Source organism: Pseudoalteromonas sp. 2CM28B, from assembly GCF_023161935.1.
This window is the reverse complement of record NZ_JALNTH010000003.1, coordinates 341,396-364,508: the sequence shown is the minus strand read 5'-3', so window position 1 is coordinate 364,508 and position 23,113 is coordinate 341,396. Positions and strand designations below refer to the sequence as shown.

The window sequence follows — 23,113 nt, the reverse complement described above, 5'->3', positions numbered from 1 at the left end:
ATGACTACTCAATCGGCGCAACTCCCACTTTTACTAATGGGGCCTATAGTGCGCCGAGCTGAGCAAAGTGGTATATGTATACAGTTTGCTACTTCACGCCCTGGCAACTGCCAAATCACACTTGAAAACCAACAAAGCTACAGCGAGCAGCAAAGCATTGCATTAGGTAAATACCTTTACCTGCATTTTATAATTATAAAACCCGTTGATAGCCAGTTTCCGCTCGACACATTATTAGCGTATACACTGCATATTAACGAGCAAAAAATTGACTTAACTCCATGGTGCTTTGAAGGGCAAACGGCGCCTTCATTTGCAATTGCCAATAAGCTTACTCATATTTTACATGGCTCGTGTCGCAACGCCCATCACCCCGCAAAAGACAGCTTAGTATCAGCAAGTGAATGGCAAAATACCCAGCGCAGTAATAAACTGCAGGGCGCACAGCTTTTACTCCTTAGCGGAGACCAAGTTTACGCCGATGATGTAGCCGGCCCTATGCTACTGGCTATTCATCAGCTAATAGATGCATTAGGACTTTATAAAGAGCAACCGCTTGAGCTCAATTTACCAGCAGATATAAATGAGCAGCTTTTTGACCGCCATCATTACTTACCTAAAACGCCATGGCAAAAACGTTCAAAACTGGGCGTTGGGTACTGGCTAAAAAAAGACGAGCCTCATTTTTCTAGCGTAAAAGCGCATAATCACTTAATTCACTTTGAAGAATTTATAGCGCTGTATTTACTTAACTTTAGTGCCGCCGCGTGGCAATGCGTTGATATTAAAAATAGCCATTACACACAAGGCAATGAAAAAAATAACACCATTTTTAACGCCGAAAAAAAGGCGTTAATTGACTACGCAAAAGGCTTAAATAGCGTAGAGCGTTTATTTGCTAATGTATCTACCTTGATGATGTTTGATGATCACGATGTTACCGATGATTGGAACTTAACAGCAGGGTGGGAGCAAGCTATAAATCAAAACCCAAGTAGTAAACGCATCATTAATAATGGGCTAATAAGCTATTGGCTATTTCAAGGGCTCGGTAACGATGCGCTACATAAAACCGGCGCGCTTATAGATGATTTTAAACAAAGCCGTAGCGCCAATAATATTTGGCAGTTTAAAGCCTTTGATAAGCCTCTGAACGAATTTAACTATTGGCATTATGAGCTTACCACCACGCCTAAAGTAGTTGTGCTTGATACCCGCACGCACCGCTGGCGTAACGAAAGTAACTTTAATGAACCCTCAGGCTTACTTGATTGGGAGCGCTTAACAGAGCTTGAAGAAAGCCTACTGAGCCACAGCAAAGTAATTATTGTATCGCCAGCGCCTGTGTTTGGCGTTAAATCAATAGAAGCAATACAGGCGGCGTTTAATATGTGCGGCCAGCCGCTTATGGTTGATGTAGAAAACTGGATGGCACACGAAGGCTCGGCCAAAAAACTGCTTGATACCTTTAGGCGTACAGACACACCCAATGAAACGCTTATTTTATCGGGTGATGTGCATTATTCTTTTTGTTTTTCGGTGCAAAAACGCTTTGGCGATCACCCAAACCGCATATGGCAGCTCACCGCCAGTGGTATTAAAAATGAATTTCCGCGTAAGCTAATTAATGTACTCGATAAGCTCGACTCAATATTATACGGCCCCAAAAGCCCGCTTAACTTTTTCACCAAACGCTGGCACATGGAAGTAGATAAACACCAAACCAAAGGTGAAGGCCAAAAGTACCTAGTAAGCGACTCCGCCATTAGCTTAATTACGCTTGAGCAAGGAGATTTAGCGCGTTATCAACTAATCCACGGCGACGGCCACACCACCGAGTTTGATTTAGAAGAGCAGTAAAGCCGCGAAAAACTTGTTGAGTGAATTAAAACCTTTAATTGCAAAAAGAGAAGCGAATGAGGAGTAAATGAGAAGACACAACCAATCCAGACATTTTACTTTGTTTATTACGACTCATAAGCGTAGCGTCTCTAAACCTCTTTGTGAAAAAGTAACTTAAGCTAATTGCACAAAGGGAAGAAAATAAGGAGTAAATGTGAAGACATAACCAATCCAGACATCTTATTTATCACTGCTCTACAGTGGAGCGTCTCAAAACCTCTTTGTGAAAAATAACTAAGTTCAATTGCACAAAGAGAAGTAAATGAAAAGACATAACCAATCCTGGCATTTTATTTATCACTGCTCTACAGTGGAGCGTCTCAAAACCTCTTTGTGAAAAATAACTAAGTTCAATTGCACAAAGAGAAGTAAATGAAAAGACATAACCAATCCTGGCATTTTATTTATCACTACTCTAAAGCGGAGCGTCTCTAAACCTCTTTGTGCAAATATTTTTAAGAATAGCTATTTAAAATCACGCCCTTGCTTAACAACTATTTTATTACTTAAAATCGCCAAACATAATATAGCCATAAACAACATTGAGTTAGCGCCTGCTTGGAGCGAATAATCTACCGAAGAATGCAACAGCATATCTACAATAGCGATAGCACACCCAAAAGCCACGCCCTGAAATAACGCTGTTTTGCGTTTTCGCATGGTTTGAATACATAACCATAAGCAATATAAAATAAGCGCTCCTAAAGCTGATGTTACGGGAATGCCTAGCTCTACAGCAAATTGAATATAGTCGTTATGAGCATTATCGTAATAGCCAGAATATGGCTCAGATTGATACGCAGGGAAGGCTGTATAAAACGTACCGCCACCTGAACCCAATAAAGGCTTGTCGAGTATTAACGGGAGTGAATCACGAACTACTTCATCACGTGTTTCAGATTGAATACTGGTTTCGCTTATACGTTGCTTTACTTTTTCTACATCAAATATTGCACCAATAATGATCAAATCAATTATAAAAAAACTAATAATAAGTAACTTAAACGCTTTAGGTTTTTTATTGTAAACAAACAAAGCCAACAAGCTAACAGCCATCAGTGCTATAAAAAAGGCTGAATTACCCATTCGACTGCGCGTTAAAATTAGCGCAATAATTATAATAATTAACGATATACGCAAAATTATTTTTGAGCTTAATAAAATCTCTGTCCAGGCGCGCAAAGTTTGTTTAAATGTAAGGTCACTTGCATGATTACCTCGCTTTAATTCACTCACTAATACACCAATACCCAAACATAAACATAGCGCTAAATAGTTAGCTAAAAAGTTAGAGTAAGTAAACGTACCTATGGCGCGTTGCGTGTGCCTATATCCAAAAATAGGGCTGAGAATATCAGGTGACAAATTTAGGTAAGTTGCATACAAAGCCTGAAAAACACCCGCTGCAATAATGGTATAAATAAGCTTTTTTATACGCTCACTATTATTGCAATAAATAAATATAAGCCAACAAAAGCAAACCATAAAGCTCGTTTTTAACAGCATTTGTTTTGTTTGAAAGGGGTCTAAACTCACAGTAAAAAATTGCAAAGTACACATAGCGCATACTAATAATAAAGCAGAAATAATGGGTAAAGAATAGCGAGGAGGGTACAACGTTTGGTTATTTACAGCGCTATTAATCAGGTGAAAAACAAAGGTTTTACAAATTAAAATACCCATTGCCATAATGGCCCAGGGTCGGTAGCTACCTAAAGGAAGGGGCAGCAAAAAAACAATTGCACACAGCAAAAAAAATATAAAACGATTCACAGCTTTCTCAAAAAAACGAGCTAATAGTTAAGCAATAGTGTTTAAAGTAAAAACGCAGCCATTAGGCTGCGTTTGTATTATAAAACTAATTATAATTTAGTTGCCAACTTCAGAAATACCAGCGTCACCACCGGTACCACCTGCGCCTTGAGGAACGGTTGTTGTAGGCAAGGTTACAATTACAGGGCCAGCTGGGGCGGTAGGCTCTGTAGGACCAGCTGCTGTTGCTTCTGACGCAATAGTTGCATCAACTCCAGCTGTTATTGCAGCAAGCGTTACTGCATCGCTATTAACGCCTGCAGTAACTAAGGCCGCTAAAAAATCAGAAATAAACGGGCTATCTGCGCCAATGGCTGCAATAACTGCATTCATAATTATATCAAGCTGCTCAGCAGAACACGTTCCATTAGCGATAGGAGAATCTAAATCAATTGGTCCGGTATTTTGGCAAAGTTGCTCAATTGCAGTTACTAAGTTTTGTTGCAACTCATCCGATGGAGTTTCTGCTGTGGCGTTGTTCAAAATACTAATTAAAGTATCTAGGTTACCAGTTTGCACAACTACATCGTTGTCTGCTTGAGCATAAACTGGAAGTGTAACAAAACTTGAGGTGCCAACAATCAAGCTAGCAAGTATAAGTGATCTCATTTTGAGCCTCTTTTAGAGGTTACTAATTACAGAACCTTAGCGTATTGGTACAAAAAGTAAACTGTTTATTCATACCACTACATTTAGTTTCTATAACTTTTGACGGTGGTATAATTAAGTTACCTTGTATACCGTCACACCCTAGGTTTTCAAGTGTATGTAATGTTTCAGGTTTTTCAATTAAACAAGCTACCACCTTTATACCAAAACCATGACAAATATTATTAACTGTTTGAATAAAAAATTGGCTTTGGCTGTTATCTAGTAAGTCTTGTATGTAACTACCGTCTATTTTTACATACTCAATATCTAAGCCTTGTAAGTATTTAAAGGAGGTGAGGCTAGTACCAAAATGCTCAATACATACATTAATGCCTATGTCTTTTATTATGTCTATATGTTGCGAGGCAATATGAACATTATAAAGCAAGCTGATCTCGTGTAGTTCAAATAACAAGTTAGTTTTTATAACAGGCTTTGTGTGTGAATAAAGCGTTAGCCATTCAATAAAATCAGTTGAATACAAAGATGCCTTACTCAAGTTGAGTGCAAATACATCATTTGGATATTGCTCTTTAACATTAACAAAATTACGAATTATTTTTTTATCAAGCTCTTCAGTTAAGTTGAGTTTTTCTGCCATAGCAAACAAATGCCCGTTACTCACTTTCTCGTTTTCATGAATAAAGTGAGCAAATACCTCAAAATAGCATTGCTTATTTTGTGAGTTAGCACGTTTTACAGGTTGCACTGAAAAACTCACTTCACCAGATGCTAAAATTGACTGAATAAGTGTGCGCCACTGATTAACACTAAATAAAGTGTCTTTATCTATTTTATTATTGTTTGTGTCACCAATTGTACAGCCCGTGTCTAACGCTGATAATACGCGACCTACAGGCATTCCTTTTTCTACACTTACTAACGCAAAGTTAGCAAAGCCATTAACATGCAAACTATTTTTTTGCTGGCTAAATGCATCAATAATTTCAAGGCGAGTTCTATTTAAAAAATCACTATCGTAGGGCGCAAGGGCAATAAAGGTACTGCCATTTAACCTAAACACTTTTGCATTAGTAAGCTCGCCAAACCTGGTTTTGAGTATGTTTGCCACTTCGTTTACGTGCTCATCACCGTCTTGATAACTTACTGTTTTATTGATGTTTGCAAGCGAGGGCAGGGTAATCATCATTGCGGTAATGGGAGTTTCATCGCTAATAGAATCAACTACCGAGTTAAAATGGTTATCAAACGACTTTCGGTTACCTAAACCAGTTAAAGGGTCTATATATACTTCTTCGGTAAGGGCTTGTGTTTGCTTAGTAAGTGAGTCAAACGTACTTTGCAGGTTCATAACCATATTATTAATAGCTTTTGTAACGGTGCGCAGCTCGCGGGCAACAGGTATTTCATCGTTGAGTGTAAAGCGTTTACGTGTAACTAGGTGGGCTTGGTTTTCTACAGCTTTTAGTGGTTTAAACACCGCGCGTAGTATTAAAAATGCAACAGCCAGTGACGCTATTAATAACAAAAACGACCCATAAAAGCTGCGTTTAGTATGTTCCCAAAGGGTTAGATACGATTGCCCAACATGGCTTGTTACTTCAAGCGTGCCCGCCATGACCCAGCCATTATTCAACTCCGAATGCCGACTTGGTGCATTAAGCTCAACGGCACCTATAAACCAATTAGGTACCGATTCAACACGTTTGGGGTTTACAAGTTCAAAAACCACTTCGTTCTGGGCATTAGTAAATTTTATTTGCTTATAATAACCCGAATCAAAAATGGCCGTTGCCATTGTTTGAGCAATCATTATGCTGTCTTCTTCAAGGTAGGGGGAAATAGAAAGCCCTAAACTTGTAGCGGTGTCTTGAGCGTGGCTGCCCATTTGGGTTTGCAAATACTGGCGAGTGGTATCTACATCGGTAACTACCCGAACACAAAAAGAAATTAATGAAATGACTATAATCAATCCATAAACTTGCGTTTTTAAACTCAAGCCATTTTTAAAAAAAGACGACATAACTAATAGTTCCTTTAACGTTATTCTATATGGGAGCAAGCTCACCTTGTTCAATTCGCTCTAGCATTGTATTCCAAGCAGATACACCACGGCTGTTTTTTACTTTGTTACCTAACCCCTTCGATTTAGCTAACCATAAACCTTGGCCATTAAAGCTGTATATTGGCGTTAAGTCGGTACGTTGAGTTGCTGGTAGTAATTTTGTATTGAAGTTTCCTAGCACATAAGGAATTTGCTTTGGCTGCTCAATATAAATTAAAACCATATGGGGTTGGTTAAGCTCCTTATGACGAACATACATTAACCGAATTTTATCTTCAGGAATACCTAAAGCGAGTAACGTAAAGTATTTCGCAATTACATAGTCTTCACAATCACCCATGCCAGTGCCAAGGCTTTCAAGTGGTGTTGCCCAATAATCAGCTTTCTGCCAAAGAGCTTGATCAGACTTGTATTTAATCTTTTCATTAAAAAAGTCATTCACAAGATGTATTTTTTTCCATTCATTTTTGTTGATAGCGTCATCTATAAAACTTAACCAGCTTTTAATACGTGCGTGTCCTTGGCTACCATACTGTTGCTGGGCAAATGAAATTATATCGTTATTACGCAAATTCGTAAGCATATCTTGGGAGTGCACAATAAAAGATGATACGAATAAAACACAAAAAATGAAGCGCACTACTATTCCCTTTTGAAGCATTCCTTTAAAAATGAGCTTTAGTATAGTTGCATTAACATTAAAAAGGTAGATAGTATAAAAGTATTGGAAGCACTAATTTAGTGCGTAAAAGTTTAATTTGGTGCAACATAAATTTAACAAAAAAACAGTTAAAAAGGATGTTTTTTTGGTTGAGTAGATTGTTTGGGCGTGTATACTGTAAGACACATAGGGTATGTGAGAACGTTAATGGGCTTTGCTTTGCGAGATCTTTTTTTGTTCTATATAAGATAAAAGGAATTAATGTGAAAGTTTTAAAAGCTGTTCTACCTGTTGCTGGCCTTGGTACACGTATGCTACCAGCCACTAAAGCTATTCCTAAGGAAATGCTCCCCTTGGTAGACAAACCACTCATTCAATATGTGGTAAATGAGGCAGTTGCTGCCGGTATAAAAGAAATAGTTTTAGTCACCCACGCCTCCAAAAATTCAATTGAAAATCACTTTGATACGAGTTTTGAGCTTGAAGCCACTCTAGAAGCGCGTGTGAAGCGTAGTCTTTTAGAGGAAGTACGCTCAATAGTACCAAAAGATGTAACGGTAATTTCTGTTCGTCAATCTGCCCCTTTAGGGTTAGGCCATGCCGTGCTTGCTGCGCGCCCAATCGTAGGAAATAGCCCCTTTGCAGTGATGCTCCCCGATGTAATTATTGATAAATATAAATCTAATCCAAAAACTGACAACTTAAGCCAAATGATCGACCGCTTTGATAAAACAGGCCATAACCAAGTTATGGTAGAGCCTGTACCGCAAGAGCAAGTTCACCAATATGGAGTGGTTGATTTAGCGGGTAAAAAAATAAAAGCCGGCGAGAATGCAGTTATAAAAAACATGATTGAAAAACCAAATAATGATCAAGCACCAAGTAATCTAGCGATTACTGGGCGCTATGTCGTGTCAGAAATAATTTGGGATTTACTTGAATACACACCACCCGGAGCAGGTGGAGAAATACAGCTAACAGACGCACTACTTCAACTTCGTCACTTAGAAACATTAGAGGCTTATCATCTAAAAGGGAAGTCACACGACTGTGGTTCTAAGTTAGGTTATATGTTGGCAAACGTTGAATATGCGATGAAATCAAGCCAATTGGGAGAAGCATTTACAAAGGAAGTGAAAGCACTCTTATAAAATGTAATGAGTAAAAAGCTACATAGCGAGTTCATCATTTTAAGTTTTTATGTTTATAAAAAAAGATCATTTATACGCCTCATTTTGGGGGGCCCTAGCTGTTGGTGCATTGTTATTTAATACGATGTTTGGCGCGTTTGCGGCTTTAACTTTTTTAATAGCTGGGACTGCTTATGCTGCATCAGGCATCAACTTTACCCTGAGAGTATGTAAAAAAAATTGGGAGTTGTTTTTAATACCAGCTTTATGCTTATTATCTGTTATTTGGTCAGATATTCCAGCAATGGCATTGCGGGCAAATATACAGCTTTTACTCACTACAATTTTCGCAGTTGTCATAGCTAGTCGCTTGGGGCTTAACTTATTTTTAAGGGCTGGCGCGTTTATTATGTTAATTGCTATGGTGATGAGTTTAGTTTCATCTCGCACTGCTCTAAATGGTATGACAGGTGAAATAAGTTTAATTGGTATTTTTGGAAGTAAAAACTATTTAGCTGCAAATACTTCTATGTGCATTGCATTAGCACTTACCTTATCGCTCAATAAAACGATTGATAGGTCCAGTCGTATATTAGGGGTTGTGCTATTAATTACTTCGACTTTAGTTTTAATTAAAGCTAAGTCATTAGGCGCAATGGTGTTTGTATTAGGTAGTATATTAATTTGTATTGTAATTATTTATTACCAAAATTTAGCTTTAAATAAGTTCACTAGAGGAAAACTGAACTGGAGTATCTTGTTAGTTTTTTTAACCGGTATGTTCCTTTTAGTCTATTCACTTATCAATGGCAGTTTTAATGAACTTATGTATAGCATTGGTAAAGATCCAACTTTAACAGGTCGCACACACTTATGGGCAAGAGGGATATCACTTATACAGGAAAATCCATTACTTGGAGTGGGTTTCCAGAGCTTATTTTATGTTGGAAATAATATAGCCGAAGATATATGGGCACTCCACCATGTCCCCTCTGGAGCAGGGTTTAATTTCCATAATATGTATGTAGATATGGGCGTTGAACTTGGCCTAGTTGGTTTGTTTCTTTACTTATATTTAATAAAGCTATTCATAAGTAGGATATTTGATTTACGAAACATTGCTTTTGGGAGTTCACATTTTTTTGCCATTTTAGTTTTAAGCTATATGTTTTTACAAACTTTTTTAGAAGCTGTTTGGTTTGAGCAGTTCACAGTTATTCATTTTTTTATGTGTGTATCTTGGGTTTATTTAAAGGAAGATGAGCGTTATGAGTAAAGAAATACCTAAAGGTGTAATTATATTTGGTGGCTCAGGTTTTATAGGCACACACCTTATTGATAAGCTTCTTATACAAGGTTGTACAACTATTATCTCTGTGGACATAAAAGAGCCAAAATCCCCACGCAAAGGGGTGAATTATATTGTAGCTGATGTGAGGGACTTATCATCATTAGAGCTATTCAATAACATCGATAAAATTTATAACTTTGCGGCGATCCACATGACACCAGGCCATGAACATCATGAATACTATGAAACAAACATCTGTGGAGCACTTGAAGTATGTAAGTATGCTGAAAGAGCGGGTATCAAAAATATAATTTTTACTAGCTCAATTTCAGTTTATGGTCCGGGCGAAGATCAAAAAACAGAAGAAACCGAATTACAGCCTACATCATCTTACGGATACTCGAAAATGATAGCAGAGAAAGTTCATAAAGAATGGCTTAATAAAAACTCTGCAATTAATAAGTTAGTGATAGTGCGGCCTGCAGTAGTCTTTGGGCCTGGAGAAGGGGGTAACTTTACGCGCCTAGCGACTTTACTTAGTAAGGGTTTTTTTATTTATCCGGGCAGGAAAAATACAATAAAAGCATGCATTTATGTAGATGATTTAATTGAAGCCATTAGCTTTGCTGAAGATCAAAGACAGACATTAATAACATTTAATGGAGCATACCATCAAGGTTATACACTTGAAGATATAATAGATATTTTTCAGGCTAACCACTTTTCAGACGTAAAAACAGTAATGCTACCAAAATTTATTGTGCTCGGGGTGGCTAAAGCTTTGCGTTTATTTAATGCGTTTAACATTGGAATTCACCCCGAGCGGGTAATGAAGTTAGTTAAATCAACAGACGTTTACCCTGGGTGGTTAGTATCTAAAGGTAAAAAGTTCGATGGTGGTGTAGAGGTCGCTTTAAGCAAGTGGTCATCCTCTACAGATGGAAAGTTTAATTAATAGGATCTCTCTATGGATATTTGCGTGGCAATTTGTACTTATAAACGAGATAGCCTTAAAGAGACTCTATATTCTATCTCAAAGCAATGCTTGCCAAGAGAAATAACGCTAAAAGTGCTTATAGCCGATAATGATAAGACCGATAAAGCAAGAGCTAAAATAGAGGGGTGGGCAGAAGAGTTTGGGTTGCGCTTAATTTATATCCATGCCCCTTCTCAAAATATCTCTATTGCAAGAAATGCGTGTTTAGACAATGCAGATAGTAATTGGTTGGCATGTATAGATGATGATGAAGTGGCTTCCATTAATTGGCTCTCAAACTTATATAAAAAAGCGCAGCAGGAAAAAGTAGCGGTAGTATGTGGACCTGTTAAAGCGATATATGACGACAGTGCGCCTAGCTGGATGAAAATATGTGATTTTCATTCTCAACAACCAGTTTTTGTTAAAGGGGTAATAAAAACAACTTCTACAGCAAATGCTCTGATTAACTTAAAGCACCAAGCTTGTAAGGGGTTGAGGTTTGATCTTGCTTTAGGTAAATCAGGCGGAGAAGATAGTAGCTTTTTTTCTTATGTTTATTCTAATGGTGGATGCTTTGCATTCGCAAAAGATGCATTGGTTACTGAAGATGTACCGCCTGAACGTGCCAACCTGATGTGGTTATTAAAAAGGAAGTTCAGGTTTGGACAAACATGCGGCGCACGTCTAATAACTAAAAATATCAGTGTACTAGATAAAATAAAATACAGCACTTTAGCTAGCTGTAAATTTTCATTTTGTATACTAATGTGCCTACTTTCAATACTAGGTAAAAACAAAAAATATCATTGGCTCCTTAGAGGCACGCTTCATGTTGGGGTGCTTGCAAAACTGTTTGGTAAAAAAGAAATAATTCAGTATTAGATAGTGATAAAGGGAGTATGTATTCAATGGATAACTGCAATAGGTTACTAGATGAAAGCTGATTTAAAAGTATCAGTTGTTATTGCTGCTTGGAATTCAGAAAAATTTATTAGCAAAGCAATAGATTCGGCGCTTCAACAAAAGGTTTCTCTTGAGGTTATCGTTGTTGATGATTTTTCAAGCGATAACACCTGTGAGGTTGTTGAGAATTATCGCGATGAGCGGGTTAGGTTAATCAAATCGAATAGCAATGGGGGGCCAGGTTATGCACGTAATATTGGATTTGAAGCTGCAAAAGGTAAGTGGATCGCAATTTTAGACTCTGATGATTATTTCTTACCTAATAGATTGAGCGAAATGCTTAATTCTGAAGATGATGCTACAGATATTCTTATAGATAATTTTTATATGTGCCGTGAGGGAGAGCAGGCGCTATCTCCTTTTTACACTAATGATGAACTCAAAACAGGCAACTTATCCTTAGCAGAATTTATAAGCGGGAATGCAGATTTCATGGGTAAAAAAACCACAGGTTACGTAAAGCCTCTTTTTTTAAAATCGTTTTTAGTAAAAACAAAAGTGGAATACTGGCCTGAAGTTCGAATTGGTGAGGATTACTACTTTTTAGCATCGTGTTTAGCGGCTAATGCAGTAGCAAAAGTTTTAGACTTTTTCGGGTATGTATACACCATTAGAGGCGACTCCATTTCTGGCCAGTTAACTGAAGGGCATATTTCAAGGTTTCAGTGGGGCGATAGAAAATTTGTAGAGATGTATGAACTTAATAAAAGTGAAAATGCAGCTCTTAAAATAAGAAATAGAAACTTATCAAACACTAAAGCTTATATTTTGCTTGTAAAATCAATAAAGCGTAAAAAGATTTTAAAATCACTTTCTATTGCAGTTATAAACCCAACAGCTTGCAGGCTGCTATGGTTACCAATACGTAAACGCTTATTAAGTTAAGAAAACAGGGAGAGTAATTTGAGAGTATTAGTAGCCGTGTTAACAACAGGAAGTAGAATCGCGACTTTCGAGCAATGTATTTTAAGTATCCTTGAACAAAGCTACATTAGCAGCATAGAGCTAAGTATATTAATTGTTGAAAATAATTCCGAATTGACTCAAGTAGTTAATAGCAGCGTGAGTAAGTTTACTAACAATAAAAAAATTAATCTAATACACGTTTTAGAAACTAAACAAGGGATACCGTTTGCAAGGAATAATGCACTAAATTATGCACAAAATAACCAGTACGACTACTTGGCGTTTATTGATGACGATGCTTATGCAGATAAAAACTGGCTGAACTTACTGTGTGATAAAGCGAAGGGCTATGATGTAGTTGCAGGCCCCCAAAAAGCCATATTTCCCAAAGGCACTCATAAATATTTTAACTTAGCCCGTTTGTACCACGAGCGTAAATTAAGGGATGGTGTGATGGTGAAATGGGCTGCTACCAATAATATCTTGATTAATGTTAATACACTTAAAAAACTGAATCTTAGCTTCAACGAGTCGCTTATTCACGGTGGAGAAGATAAAGAGCTCTTTTTGAGGTTAACAGCATGTGGTGGCAAAATTAAGTGGGTTAATAATGCAATAGTTCAAGAACATATCGTTATTGAACGCTTAACAACTAAATGGGCTTTACGTCGCTGCTTTAGAATGGGTGCTACAGGCTTTAAAATTGAAAGCTGTAATAAGACTTTCTTAGGAGCACTTTTTACTTGCTGCTTTAAAGGGGCTGCTTATTTGGCAAAAGGTTTACTTTCATTTTTGCCGTACTTTATTAGTTCGAAGCATACATGTTTAGATAGTTTATGTGACTTATCCCACGGTGTTGGTTTTTTTTATGGGCTCTTCTCCGGTGGTAATGTTAGGAGCTACGCGTGAAAATACACTTATTTTACTTCTTTTGCTTACAGGCTTTCTCTTGGCCACTCTATGCACAAGAGTACAATCAGTTAGTGTGGAGTGATGAGTTTAACAGCGATGGCCTACCTGCTAGTGAAAAGTGGGGGTACGAACAAGGCTATGTACGAAATGGTGAAAAACAGTTGTATGTAGCAAACAACCTTCATAACGCAAGAGTTAAAGATGGAATTTTAATAATTGAGGCAAGGAAGTTGGAGAGTGTAGAAACTAGTCTATTGGATGAATTATTTGACTCTCCAAAACCTATGTATACATCTGCTAGTTTATCTACACGTAATTTGCATTCATGGACGAATGCAAAAATTGAAGTACGTGCTAAATTACCCCATGGCATTGGAGTTTGGCCTGCAATATGGCTACTTGGAGTCGATAAGCAAGGCAAAGGCTGGCCAGCTAAAGGCGAAATAGACATGATGGAATATGTTGGTTACCAAAAAGATAAAGTGCATATAGCTCTGCATACTAAGATAAGAAATCACCAGAATAAAAAAGCGATAAATAAGGGGTTTACATTAAAAAATCTCTTATCTGAATATCATATATATGCTGTTGAAAAATATTCTAATGTTATTAAGTTTTTTATAGATGATAAGCTAGTTTTTAGTTATGAAAAAGAAGATGATAATACCGAATCATGGCCTTTTGATGAGCCGATGTATTTAATAATTAACTTAGCAATTGGTGGTTCTTGGGGAGGAAAACATGGAATTGATGATTCTATATTTCCTCAGCAGTTTTTAATAGATTATGTCAGGGTTTATCAGTAGGAATGTAATTGATAAAGTTTTGACTTTGATGCTTTTATATAAAAGCAAAGCAATGGATGGTAATGAGTGATGGTGATATTTTTTATTTCGGTATTTATTTTATTATATATATATGTTTTTTTTCCTTTAATCATATACATTTTTGGTGCTGTTAAAAAAGAGTATGTAAATACCACATTTACAGCTAATGATAAGAGTATTGTTATTGTCGTACCAGCTCATAACGAAGAATCAGTGATCAGCAAAAAAATCGAAAACCACTTGGCTTTAGATTACGATAAAGCGAGCTATAAAGTACTAGTAATATCAGATACGTCAACAGATCAAACTGTTTCAATAACCAAAAGTTATGTAGATAAATATCCTGGAAGAGTCGAATTATTTGAAGTAAGTGATGGCTTGGGGAAAACTAACGCAATCAATAAAGCTTTAGCTGGTGTTGAATGTGATTTTTTAGTTTTTTCCGACGCTAATGTTTATTTGAAAAAAGATGCATTATTGCAAATTTCAAAGTGCTATAAAGACGACGAAGTAGGTGGGGTTGCAGGTCAATTAATTTATACAAACGATGATCTTGAAGGAGCAGCACAAAGTAATGGCTTGTATTGGAAATACGAAGAAATGATTAAAAAATCAGAGTCTTTATCTGGCTCAATGATGGGTGCAGATGGCTCTATTTTTTCTATAAGAACAAGCTTATTAAGAGAGCTTCCAGTGCATGTGCTTGATGACTTCTGCTCGTCTATGGGCGTTATCAATCAGGGTTATAAGCTAAAGTTTGATGATACTATAGTTGCTTATGAAAAAGGTGCTGAAAGTACCGCAGAAGAATTCCCGAGAAAAATCAGAATTAGTAATCGCTCTTATAATAGCTATAAGCATTTACGATCAGAATGTTTAAATACTTTGTCGCTTTTTAATTTATGGAAGCTTTACTCACATAAAGTATTACGTTGGTATAGTTTATTATTTATGGTGTTGGCATTAGTTTCTAATGTGTATTTAGCGATTTTTGAGAGTGGTTATTTATTTAAAGTAATCTTAATAGCGCAAGTCTCGTTTTATATAATGGCTGTATTATCTTGGTTTGAAAAATTTCCTAAAGTGCCTGTTGTTTCAAAAATAGCTGCCATTGCAGAATACTTTACTATGGCGAATATTGCTGCGGGTATTGGTATATTACAGTCAATTACAGGTAAAAAAACGGTTACTTGGAAAAAAGCAAATTCTACAAGGTGAATATACGTTGTAAAGGCTAACAGTGTAAAAGTTAACAATAGGGATATATTTTGTCTGAGAACGATACTATAGCAGTTATTATTGCTGCTTATAATGCAGAAAAAACAATTACTAGAGCAGTAGAATCAGTAGTCAATGATAAATTTGTTAACCAAGTGATAGTTGTTGATGATTGCTCTACAGATAACACAATGCAAGTTTTAACCTGTTTAAATGCTAAGTTCTCTAAAGTAAGTATCTTTTCTACTGAAGTGAATAGTGGTCCCGGGAAGGCACGTAATATTGCCCTTTCTAGGGCGACTTCAAAATGGGTTACTGTGTTAGATTCTGATGATTACATTGAAACTGGTCGTTATGAAAAACTATTAGCTTATAGTGAAGGCGAAGACTTAATTGCTGATGATAAGTTTCGTATAAATGAAACTGACCCGCTAGCACGTAAAACAAAGATGCTTGGAGACAGGCAGGACTTTCCGGCAATAATATCTTTATCAGATTTTATTGAATCAAACATTACTAAAAAAGGTGAGTTTAGAAAAGAGCTCGGGTTTATAAAACCAATCATAAAGCGTCAGTTTTTAGAAAAATACAATTTAAGCTACCAAGAAAATATGCGTCTTGGTGAAGATTATGAGTTCTATTGCCGCTGCTTAATTTTGGGCGCAAAACTGAAGTTAATTGAAGCATCTGGCTATGTAGCTGTTGTTAGAGAAAATTCCCTCTCTGGCAACCATAGTAAAACTGATTTAATTCATTTAAGAGATTGTGACTACGCACTTGCAAAAATAAAAAGTTTATCGAGCAAAGAAAGAAAGTTACTACTACGTCACGCTAAAAGTATTAATATGAAAATTCAATGGATTTGCTTTTATTCATCTATAAAAAATAAGCGCTATAAAACAACAATTAAATCTATTACTAATTCCTTTTCAGCTTTTATTTTTATTTTAAAAAATTTAAGGACTCAGTTTTTCATTCGCGTAGTTAAAAGAAGATTAAATAAGTGAGCATAAATAAATCTTATGGAATTCTTTGGCTATTTGTCAGTAAGTTTTTTCCGCCAATAATTAATTTTGCTGTATTTACGTATTCAGCACGTATTTTAGCTCCAGAAGATTTCGGTCTAATCGCATTCTCACTGTCAATTATTTATATATCTAGTAGTTTTATGCCTGTTGGCTGGCGTGAATCGATAATAAAATACCAAATAGATGATACCTTAACGATTAGTAGTATTTTTTGGCTCCACTTTATTGTTTCAATAATATTGGTGCTACTAATACTCGCTTTTTGTTTAGTTTCATTCTTCGACTTCCAGACAGAAATATTCAATATCGCTTTATCAATATTTTGCCTAAAACTAATTTTTGATGGGCTTTATGCTACATTAAATATAGTGCTTTTGAAGGAACAAAAGTATGCACATTTAGCTTTAAGAACATTTTTTTCAGGAGTTTTATCAGCTACTATAATAATAACATTACTTGTTTTAGATTATGGTATATGGGCATTAATTTGGTCACAGGTGGTGCTGTCCATTTTCAACTTTTTAGTAGTGTACATTCCAACCAGAGATAAAGTGAAATTTATATTCAAGTTTAATTGTATTATTAAGCTTAATTCATTTGCTATATATACCACTTTAACAAATGGCCTTACTTTTGCTTTAAGTCATTATGAGTCACTAATTATTGGTAGTATATTAGGTAATAGACAGCTTGGTTTTTACAGTGTGGCAAAAAGGTTATCTACTATAATGAATGAGGTTTTTATTGGTACAGTCTCAGAAGTTAGCTTCCCCATATTGGCGAAAACGCAAGCACAGAATGGCAACCTTAAAAAAGGTTTTTTAAACTCTGTTTATTTTTCAGTTTTGCTTCTATATCCTATTTTTATTTTTTTACTTGCATATTCAACTGATATTTTTGTTGTCTTATTTACAGAGAAATGGATTGAATCTGTATTAATATTTAAAGCGTTTTGTATCGTTTACATGATTGTGATATTAGGTATCCCACAGAAAAATATTATTTTATTAACCAACAATGCTAAATGGTGGTTTAAATTACAGCTAAAGTTGTCTTTAATCATAGTGCCGTTAACCACAATAAGTTTATTTTGGGGGCTTAATTACTTTTTAGCCGCTTTGATACTTGGAAAGTTAACCTATTGCAGTGCATCAATGGCGCGTTCTTGTAAATTATTAAATATAACTATTAGTGAATATCTTACAAGTCTTACATCACCTGTTATCTGTGCTGTCATAAGTATATTACTAACACTAAGTTTAAGTAACATCTTTTATTTAGGGACAACAATTTTAGAAATAGTTATAGAAGGGTTATTCTTTATAGTTATCTATTTCACATTAATGTACCTCTTTGACGGAGGTAAACTGACCTCAAGCGCCTTAAGTATTTTTCCAAAAAACAAAATTATTTTAAAATTAGCACATAAACAAAATTATAAGGAAATTTGAAGTGAAATTAACCTATTTTTCAGGTCACGTACCTAACTTCGGTGATGAGCTAAATAAATATATGTGGGATTCGCTAGTTTCACCTAGCTTTTTTGATGAAGACGACTCAAAGCTATTTTTAGGTATTGGCTCTATTTTGTGGGATTACTTACCTAAGAAACCAAAAAAAATAGTGATGGGCTCAGGTTATGGTGGTTATACCCCAAAACCAGACGTCCATGATAGCAGTTGGGATATTGCGTTTGTAAGAGGGCCAAGGACTGCTGCAGCTTTAAATATAAACCCTTCTTTAGCAATTACCGATGCCGCAATATTAACGCACTTTATGCAGCTACCTAAACAGAGTAAAAAGTATAAGGTTAGTTTTATGCCGCATTATGAAAGCATAACCCGTGGAAATTGGCAGGAAGTTTGTACACATGCGGGCATAAATTTTATAGATCCTACAAACCCTGATGTTTTATTTTCCTTAAGTGAAATAGACAAAACTGAATTACTTATTACTGAAGCAATGCATGGGACTATTTTAGCTGACACATTAAGGGTACCTTGGGTTGCACTAAAGCCAATACTTCCGATACACCATAATAAATGGTTCGACTGGGCTGAATCACTGGATATAAATTTAGAGTTTAGCCAAATGCCAAGTTCATCTATCAAGGACTCATGGTCTCAAATGACCGGTAAGCTAGGGGCTGGTAAACGAAGTAGACAATTCGCTAAAGTTTTGAGTTTTACAGACAAATATTACATTGATAATGCCAGCGATAAATTGTTGAAGTTAGCTAAAACGGGTGGCCAGTTGAGTGATGATAAAATATTTGAGTTAAAAGCTGATATGGCTTTGAGTAAGTTATCACAGTATTGTGATTTAATAATATAAAATTAGTATTAAAATAGAATTCATATGAGCTGTAATATAAAGGAATATATAATGGATATAGTAAATGTAGGAGTTGTTATTCCTTTTTATCAAAAAGAAAATGGACTTTTATTCAATGCGCTGAATTCAATTTTTAAGCAAAAAGTTGTCGGTGTAAAATTCATAATTACTATCGTAGATGATGGTTCACCTATTAAAGCACTAAGTGAAGTTAATGAGTTAATATTGCCTCAAAACTGTACTCTAAAGGTTATCGAGCAACATAACCAAGGTCCTGCTGCGGCTAGGAACCGAGCCCTTGATTATCTAAGTGAACAGAATATATCAGTGGTTTCATTTTTAGATTCAGATGATTGTTGGTTAGACTTTCATATAGAGACTGCAATCAAAGCATTGTGTGCAGACAATGCTGATTTTTATTTTTCAGATCATAGTCGCTTTGACTCTGAGCATTCTTTATTTAAAGAAGTTGGCTGTTTTAATGATTTTGATAGAGCTTGCAAAGAATACAATATCCATATAGAAAAAGAGCTTGCAATACTCAGTGGTGAGGATTGTTTTAGCTTGTTTCTAAAATATTATATAAGCCAAACTTCAAGTGTAGTGTATAAATTTGATAACCTCAAAGATCACCGTTTTGATGAGTCATTACTTAGTGCAGGAGAGGATTATTTTCTTTGGTTACAGCTGGTAAATAGCTCTAATAAGGTTGTATTTTCTTTTAAAAAAGGTGTTTATTGTGGTAGAGGAGTGAACATATTTTTTGATTCATTTGACTGGTCAAAGAAAGAAGCTGCAAGCAGGATCGGGTACGAAGCTTTATTTTATAGAAAAATCTATACGCACTTTAATTTAAATTGTAACCAGAAAAAAATTGTTAAATCTAATGTTTCTCGACTTGAAGAACAATATTCATATTTATTAGTAAAGCATGTAATTACTGGTAAAGGTTTAAATAAAGGGTTGTTGATTAAAATATTTAGGACGAGTCCAGCTACCTTAATTTTATTACCCCTAAGGTTATTTAACTTTATATTAAAATGAAAATGTGATTTTTAATATAATATGGTGGCAGGCTCTGGGTAAGGTGAAGAAGTTTTGTTTGTACAACGTTTATAAATATTAGTTTATTTCAAGCTAAATAGAATTTTGAATGAAAGATTTGTTTAACTTTGTTTAGCTTAGTTTATATTTATTTTTATTTTGTATGTTTGCTGATTTATTTTTTTAATTCACGTATAACTGGATTGTATTATTGAATCTTTGAATATACTCATATAACATAATTTACGCTTTTGTAAGCATTCTCACTTCAAGATATCTATAAGGATTAATAGTATGACATCTTCAAGGACATTTAAACCAACTGGCTCTTCAGATGCTAATTTTTATCGATTATTCGACATTTTTGCATTATTTATTGCTTTTCAATTCTCTGTTTTATTCTACGGAATTGACCTTACTCCTATATACATGGTTACTGCATTAACAGTAGCATTGAGTTTTTTATATTTCGCTGAAATTTTATCTGCATACAGGTCATGGCGTGCAGGGAAGTTTAGAACCATGGTAATGTGTGCTTGTGGGGCTTTATTTATCTCATTCTCATTTCTACTTTTAGTTTCTTTTATATTTAAATTCTCCGACTCGCTTTCTAGAATAGGCCTCGGGTTATGGTTTCTTCTAAGTGTAACATTTATGTATGGTTGGCGGCTGGCAGCATATTTATTTAAAAGAAATAGGAGAAAGTTAGGGATCAATTTACGTAACGTTGCAATTGTTGGGGCTACTGAGTCAGCCGTTCACCTATATAATGAGATCAACAAAAATGATGAATTAGGATTCAGGTTCTTAGGCTTTTACGACGACCGAAAACCAGAGCGTTTATTTGAGAACTCGATCAAATACGAAGTGTCAGGGAAAGTGCAAGATGCTGTAAGTGCTGCCCGCAATGGGGATATAGGTGTTTTATATATTGCACTACCAATGAAAGCAGATAAGCGAATTGCTGATATATTGTTACAGTTGGGCGACACTACGGTTGATGTACATATTATTCCAGATTTTTTAGTTTCTAACTTGATACACGCGCGAATTGAACATGTTGGAGAGCTTGATACACTAAGTGTGTTTGAATCTCCCTTTATAGGAGCACGAGAGTTTATCAAGCGCACTGAAGACATAGTAGTTGCGGTGTTGATTTTGATGCTTATTTCTCCTTTGCTAATTGCTCTAGCACTAGCAGTAAAACTAACATCTCAAGGACCTGTTATTTTTAAACAAGATCGCTATGGCCTCGATGGCAGAAAGATAAAGGTATGGAAGTTTCGCTCTATGAGTGTTACAGAAAACAGTGATGTGGTTACTCAAGCTAAAAGAAATGATGCTCGTATCACGCCACTGGGCAGCTTTTTACGTCGTACTAGTTTAGATGAGCTTCCCCAATTTATAAATGTATTAAAAGGCGATATGTCTATCGTAGGGCCTCGGCCTCACGCTGTTGCGCATAATGAGGAATATCGTAAAAAAGTAGAGTTTTATATGTTACGTCACAAAGCTAAGCCTGGTATTACAGGTTGGGCACAAATAAATGGCTGGCGAGGCGAAACTGATACCCTAAATAAAATGGAAAAACGTGTTGAATTTGACCTCCACTATATTAAACATTGGTCGCTTTGGTTAGATATAAAAATTATTTTTATGACAATTTTTAAAGGGTTCAAAAATGCAAATGCATATTAAAACACTTTTATTTGTAGTTACCTTTTTCAACCTGTTCTTAGCTTTGCCTGCAATTGCTAGCTTTTCACATGGTAGTATTATAACTGAAAGTGGAGTCAAAATAACACCGACCATTCAGACCGGCTTCAGCAGTGATAATAACTTTTTCAGTACGCCAGAAGATGAAAAGTCACGCTTAATTTGGACTTTTGAGCCAAATTTAAAAGCTGCAATTGAAGACGGGCCTGATAGCTATAAATTAGATATCGGCACGTATAGCGCATTACATAATAAAGATTCGCTCGATAATTATACCCAAGTAAATATTGGAACAGCTATTCATAAAGAGTTTACCAGTAAACAGCGTCTTGATATGAAAGGTAATATAGATTGGCTATATGAAAAGAGGGGTCGTGGTTTAACAGAAGGTCTTGGTGATGATATTGATGAGTTAGTTAAGTATCAATTGAAAAATGCTTCTGCTCGTTACGAATATGGTGCGCAAAGCGCCAAAGCGTTAATTGCATTTGAGGGGGGGTATTTTAGTAAAGAATATCAAAATTTTAGAGAGCTCTCACAATATCGCGACTACGATAAATATTTAGTTGGTATTACTGGTTATTATAATACTCAAGCAGCTACTCGAATGTTTATAGAGGCTAAACAAGAAAACTATCGTTATGACGTATTAGCCAGTAGTGGTGTAACGAGAGATAGCAACGACCTGAAAATTCTTGGAGGCATACAGTGGGACGCTTCAGCAATAACTTCAGGAACATTCAAGTTAGGCTATCAGAATAAAGACTTTGAAGCTAATGAGCGTGAGAGTTTTAGTGGTTTAAGCTGGGAGGCTTCTGTCAGTTGGAAACCGCTTAGTTATTCTACGCTGCAATTAAGAACCAGTCGTTCAGCAAAGGATCCTCTTGTGCAAGGGGATTATATTAAAGAAAGTCTATATGGTGTGGACTGGAGTCATGATTGGAGCAATAAACTAAGCTCACTTGCTAGAGTTAGTTATATGAATGAACAGTATACAGGAAACATTGGCCGAGAAGATAAAACTAAAAATCTTCGCTTGGGTATAAGTTATATGGCAAATAAATTTGGTATGGTTTCCACATACGTAGACTTTGTTGATAAAAACTCTAGTCAATATTTAATTGAATATGACAGAGTAACTGTAGGAATTAATTTTACATTTGCATTAAAGGCTAATAAATGAAGTTTGTTTTTTTTTTAGTACTATCTCTAGTTTGTAATGTTTGCTTTGCCCAAAGTGACAAAAATTATGTCTTAGGTGCTGGTGATAAAGTAGAAATTAAGGTATTCGGCGAACCTGACTTAACGGTGACAGCACTCCTTGGCAATAGCGGGGAGGTTAATTATCCGTTTTTAGGAAAAGTAACGCTTTCAGGACTTAATACCTCAGAGGTTGAACATGTAATTGCTAAAGGTTTACGCCCAGATTATCTAGTTAACCCCAATGTTTATGTACAAGTAATTCAGTACAGACCCTTCTATATTCATGGTGAAGTTAAAAATCCTGGTGCTTACCCTTATCAACCTGCTATGACTGTGAATCAAGCTATAGCGCTTGCTGGCGGCTTAACTGAGCGAGCATCTGTCGATAAAATTTTTATATTTAAAGAGCAAACAAAACAGCAGCAACAAAAGGGAAATTTAAACAGCCAAATTGCAGCGGGCGATACAATTAAAATAGAACAACGCTTGTTTTAAAGCAGTTTACAAGGC

General features: G+C 35.8%; 20 protein-coding genes. 16 read left to right on the top strand and 4 right to left on the bottom strand.

What is annotated here, in order from left to right; all coding sequences use genetic code 11:
- Nucleotides 1-1,860 carry an alkaline phosphatase D family protein gene (locus MTN96_RS06285; RefSeq protein WP_248530984.1) on the top strand — a complete coding sequence of 620 codons (1,860 nt, stop codon included), beginning with the start codon at nt 1-3 and terminating at the stop codon, nt 1,858-1,860.
- Between the two features lie 507 nt (nt 1,861-2,367).
- Here the strand turns inward: MTN96_RS06285 and MTN96_RS06280 are convergent.
- The 4 genes from MTN96_RS06280 to MTN96_RS06265 all read right to left on the bottom strand — a co-directional run bounded on the left by MTN96_RS06280 (nt 2,368) and on the right by MTN96_RS06265 (nt 6,974).
- Nucleotides 2,368-3,675 carry an O-antigen ligase family protein gene (locus MTN96_RS06280; RefSeq protein ID WP_248530982.1) on the bottom strand — a complete coding sequence of 436 codons (1,308 nt, stop codon included), beginning with the start codon at nt 3,673-3,675 and terminating at the stop codon, nt 2,368-2,370.
- Between the two features lie 96 nt (nt 3,676-3,771).
- The gene (locus MTN96_RS06275) at nt 3,772-4,323 is read right to left on the bottom strand and encodes a hypothetical protein (RefSeq protein ID WP_248451170.1); all 552 of its coding nucleotides are present in this window, start codon (nt 4,321-4,323) and stop codon (nt 3,772-3,774) included.
- Between the two features lie 22 nt (nt 4,324-4,345).
- Nucleotides 4,346-6,349, bottom strand: a complete 2,004-nt coding sequence (locus MTN96_RS06270; RefSeq protein ID WP_248530980.1) for an EAL domain-containing protein — start codon at nt 6,347-6,349, stop codon at nt 4,346-4,348.
- A gap of 25 nt (nt 6,350-6,374) precedes the next feature.
- A complete protein-coding gene (locus MTN96_RS06265; RefSeq protein ID WP_282446997.1) occupies nt 6,375-6,974 on the bottom strand; it encodes a transglutaminase-like cysteine peptidase in 600 nt (199 codons plus the stop codon).
- Nucleotides 6,975-7,315: 341 nt separating this feature from the next.
- Here MTN96_RS06265 and galU point away from each other — a divergent pair, with 341 nt between their 5' ends.
- The 15 genes from galU (at nt 7,316) to MTN96_RS06190 (ending at nt 23,098) form a co-directional block, all read left to right on the top strand.
- A complete protein-coding gene (gene galU, locus MTN96_RS06260) occupies nt 7,316-8,203 on the top strand; it encodes a UTP--glucose-1-phosphate uridylyltransferase GalU (protein WP_096739757.1) in 888 nt (295 codons plus the stop codon).
- Nucleotides 8,204-8,252: 49 nt separating this feature from the next.
- The gene (locus tag MTN96_RS06255) at nt 8,253-9,458 is read left to right on the top strand and encodes an O-antigen ligase (RefSeq protein ID WP_248530979.1); all 1,206 of its coding nucleotides are present in this window, start codon (nt 8,253-8,255) and stop codon (nt 9,456-9,458) included.
- The gene (locus MTN96_RS06250; protein ID WP_248451174.1) at nt 9,451-10,428 is read left to right on the top strand and encodes an NAD(P)-dependent oxidoreductase; all 978 of its coding nucleotides are present in this window, start codon (nt 9,451-9,453) and stop codon (nt 10,426-10,428) included. Before MTN96_RS06255 ends, MTN96_RS06250 begins: the two co-directional genes overlap by 8 nt.
- Before the next feature lie 12 nt (nt 10,429-10,440).
- Nucleotides 10,441-11,334 (top strand): glycosyltransferase family 2 protein, encoded by an 894-nt coding sequence (locus MTN96_RS06245; RefSeq protein WP_138577736.1) that lies wholly within the window; start codon nt 10,441-10,443, stop codon nt 11,332-11,334.
- A 51-nt stretch (nt 11,335-11,385) separates the two neighbouring features.
- Nucleotides 11,386-12,300, top strand: a complete 915-nt coding sequence (locus MTN96_RS06240; protein WP_004587718.1) for a glycosyltransferase — start codon at nt 11,386-11,388, stop codon at nt 12,298-12,300.
- 18 nt (nt 12,301-12,318) lie between these two features.
- Nucleotides 12,319-13,230: a glycosyltransferase family 2 protein gene (locus MTN96_RS06235; RefSeq protein WP_248451175.1), complete on the top strand. Its 912-nt coding sequence runs from the start codon at nt 12,319-12,321 to the stop codon at nt 13,228-13,230.
- Nucleotides 13,227-14,039, top strand: coding sequence for a glycoside hydrolase family 16 protein (locus tag MTN96_RS06230; RefSeq protein WP_248451176.1), 813 nt, complete (start codon nt 13,227-13,229; stop codon nt 14,037-14,039). The genes MTN96_RS06235 and MTN96_RS06230 overlap by 4 nt, the downstream gene beginning before the upstream one ends.
- A 69-nt stretch (nt 14,040-14,108) precedes the next feature.
- Nucleotides 14,109-15,278 (top strand): glycosyltransferase, encoded by a 1,170-nt coding sequence (locus MTN96_RS06225; protein WP_248451177.1) that lies wholly within the window; start codon nt 14,109-14,111, stop codon nt 15,276-15,278.
- A 50-nt stretch (nt 15,279-15,328) separates the two neighbouring features.
- Nucleotides 15,329-16,285 (top strand): glycosyltransferase family 2 protein, encoded by a 957-nt coding sequence (locus MTN96_RS06220; protein ID WP_248451178.1) that lies wholly within the window; start codon nt 15,329-15,331, stop codon nt 16,283-16,285.
- Nucleotides 16,282-17,757: an oligosaccharide flippase family protein gene (locus tag MTN96_RS06215; protein WP_248530977.1), complete on the top strand. Its 1,476-nt coding sequence runs from the start codon at nt 16,282-16,284 to the stop codon at nt 17,755-17,757. The genes MTN96_RS06220 and MTN96_RS06215 overlap by 4 nt, the downstream gene beginning before the upstream one ends.
- Nucleotide 17,758: 1 nt before the next feature.
- Nucleotides 17,759-18,640 carry a polysaccharide pyruvyl transferase family protein gene (locus MTN96_RS06210; protein WP_096739747.1) on the top strand — a complete coding sequence of 294 codons (882 nt, stop codon included), beginning with the start codon at nt 17,759-17,761 and terminating at the stop codon, nt 18,638-18,640.
- Between the two features lie 51 nt (nt 18,641-18,691).
- Entirely contained in the window at nt 18,692-19,684 is a 993-nt protein-coding gene (locus MTN96_RS06205) for a glycosyltransferase family A protein (RefSeq protein ID WP_157774079.1), read from the top strand.
- A 294-nt stretch (nt 19,685-19,978) separates the two neighbouring features.
- Nucleotides 19,979-21,382 (top strand): undecaprenyl-phosphate glucose phosphotransferase, encoded by a 1,404-nt coding sequence (locus MTN96_RS06200; RefSeq protein WP_096739745.1) that lies wholly within the window; start codon nt 19,979-19,981, stop codon nt 21,380-21,382.
- On the top strand, nt 21,366-22,583 hold the full coding sequence (locus tag MTN96_RS06195; RefSeq protein WP_096739744.1) for an outer membrane beta-barrel protein: 1,218 nt from the start codon (nt 21,366-21,368) through the stop codon (nt 22,581-22,583). The genes MTN96_RS06200 and MTN96_RS06195 overlap by 17 nt, the downstream gene beginning before the upstream one ends.
- The gene (locus MTN96_RS06190; protein ID WP_096739743.1) at nt 22,580-23,098 is read left to right on the top strand and encodes a polysaccharide biosynthesis/export family protein; all 519 of its coding nucleotides are present in this window, start codon (nt 22,580-22,582) and stop codon (nt 23,096-23,098) included. The genes MTN96_RS06195 and MTN96_RS06190 overlap by 4 nt, the downstream gene beginning before the upstream one ends.
- The last annotated feature ends 15 nt before the right edge of the window (nt 23,099-23,113 follow it).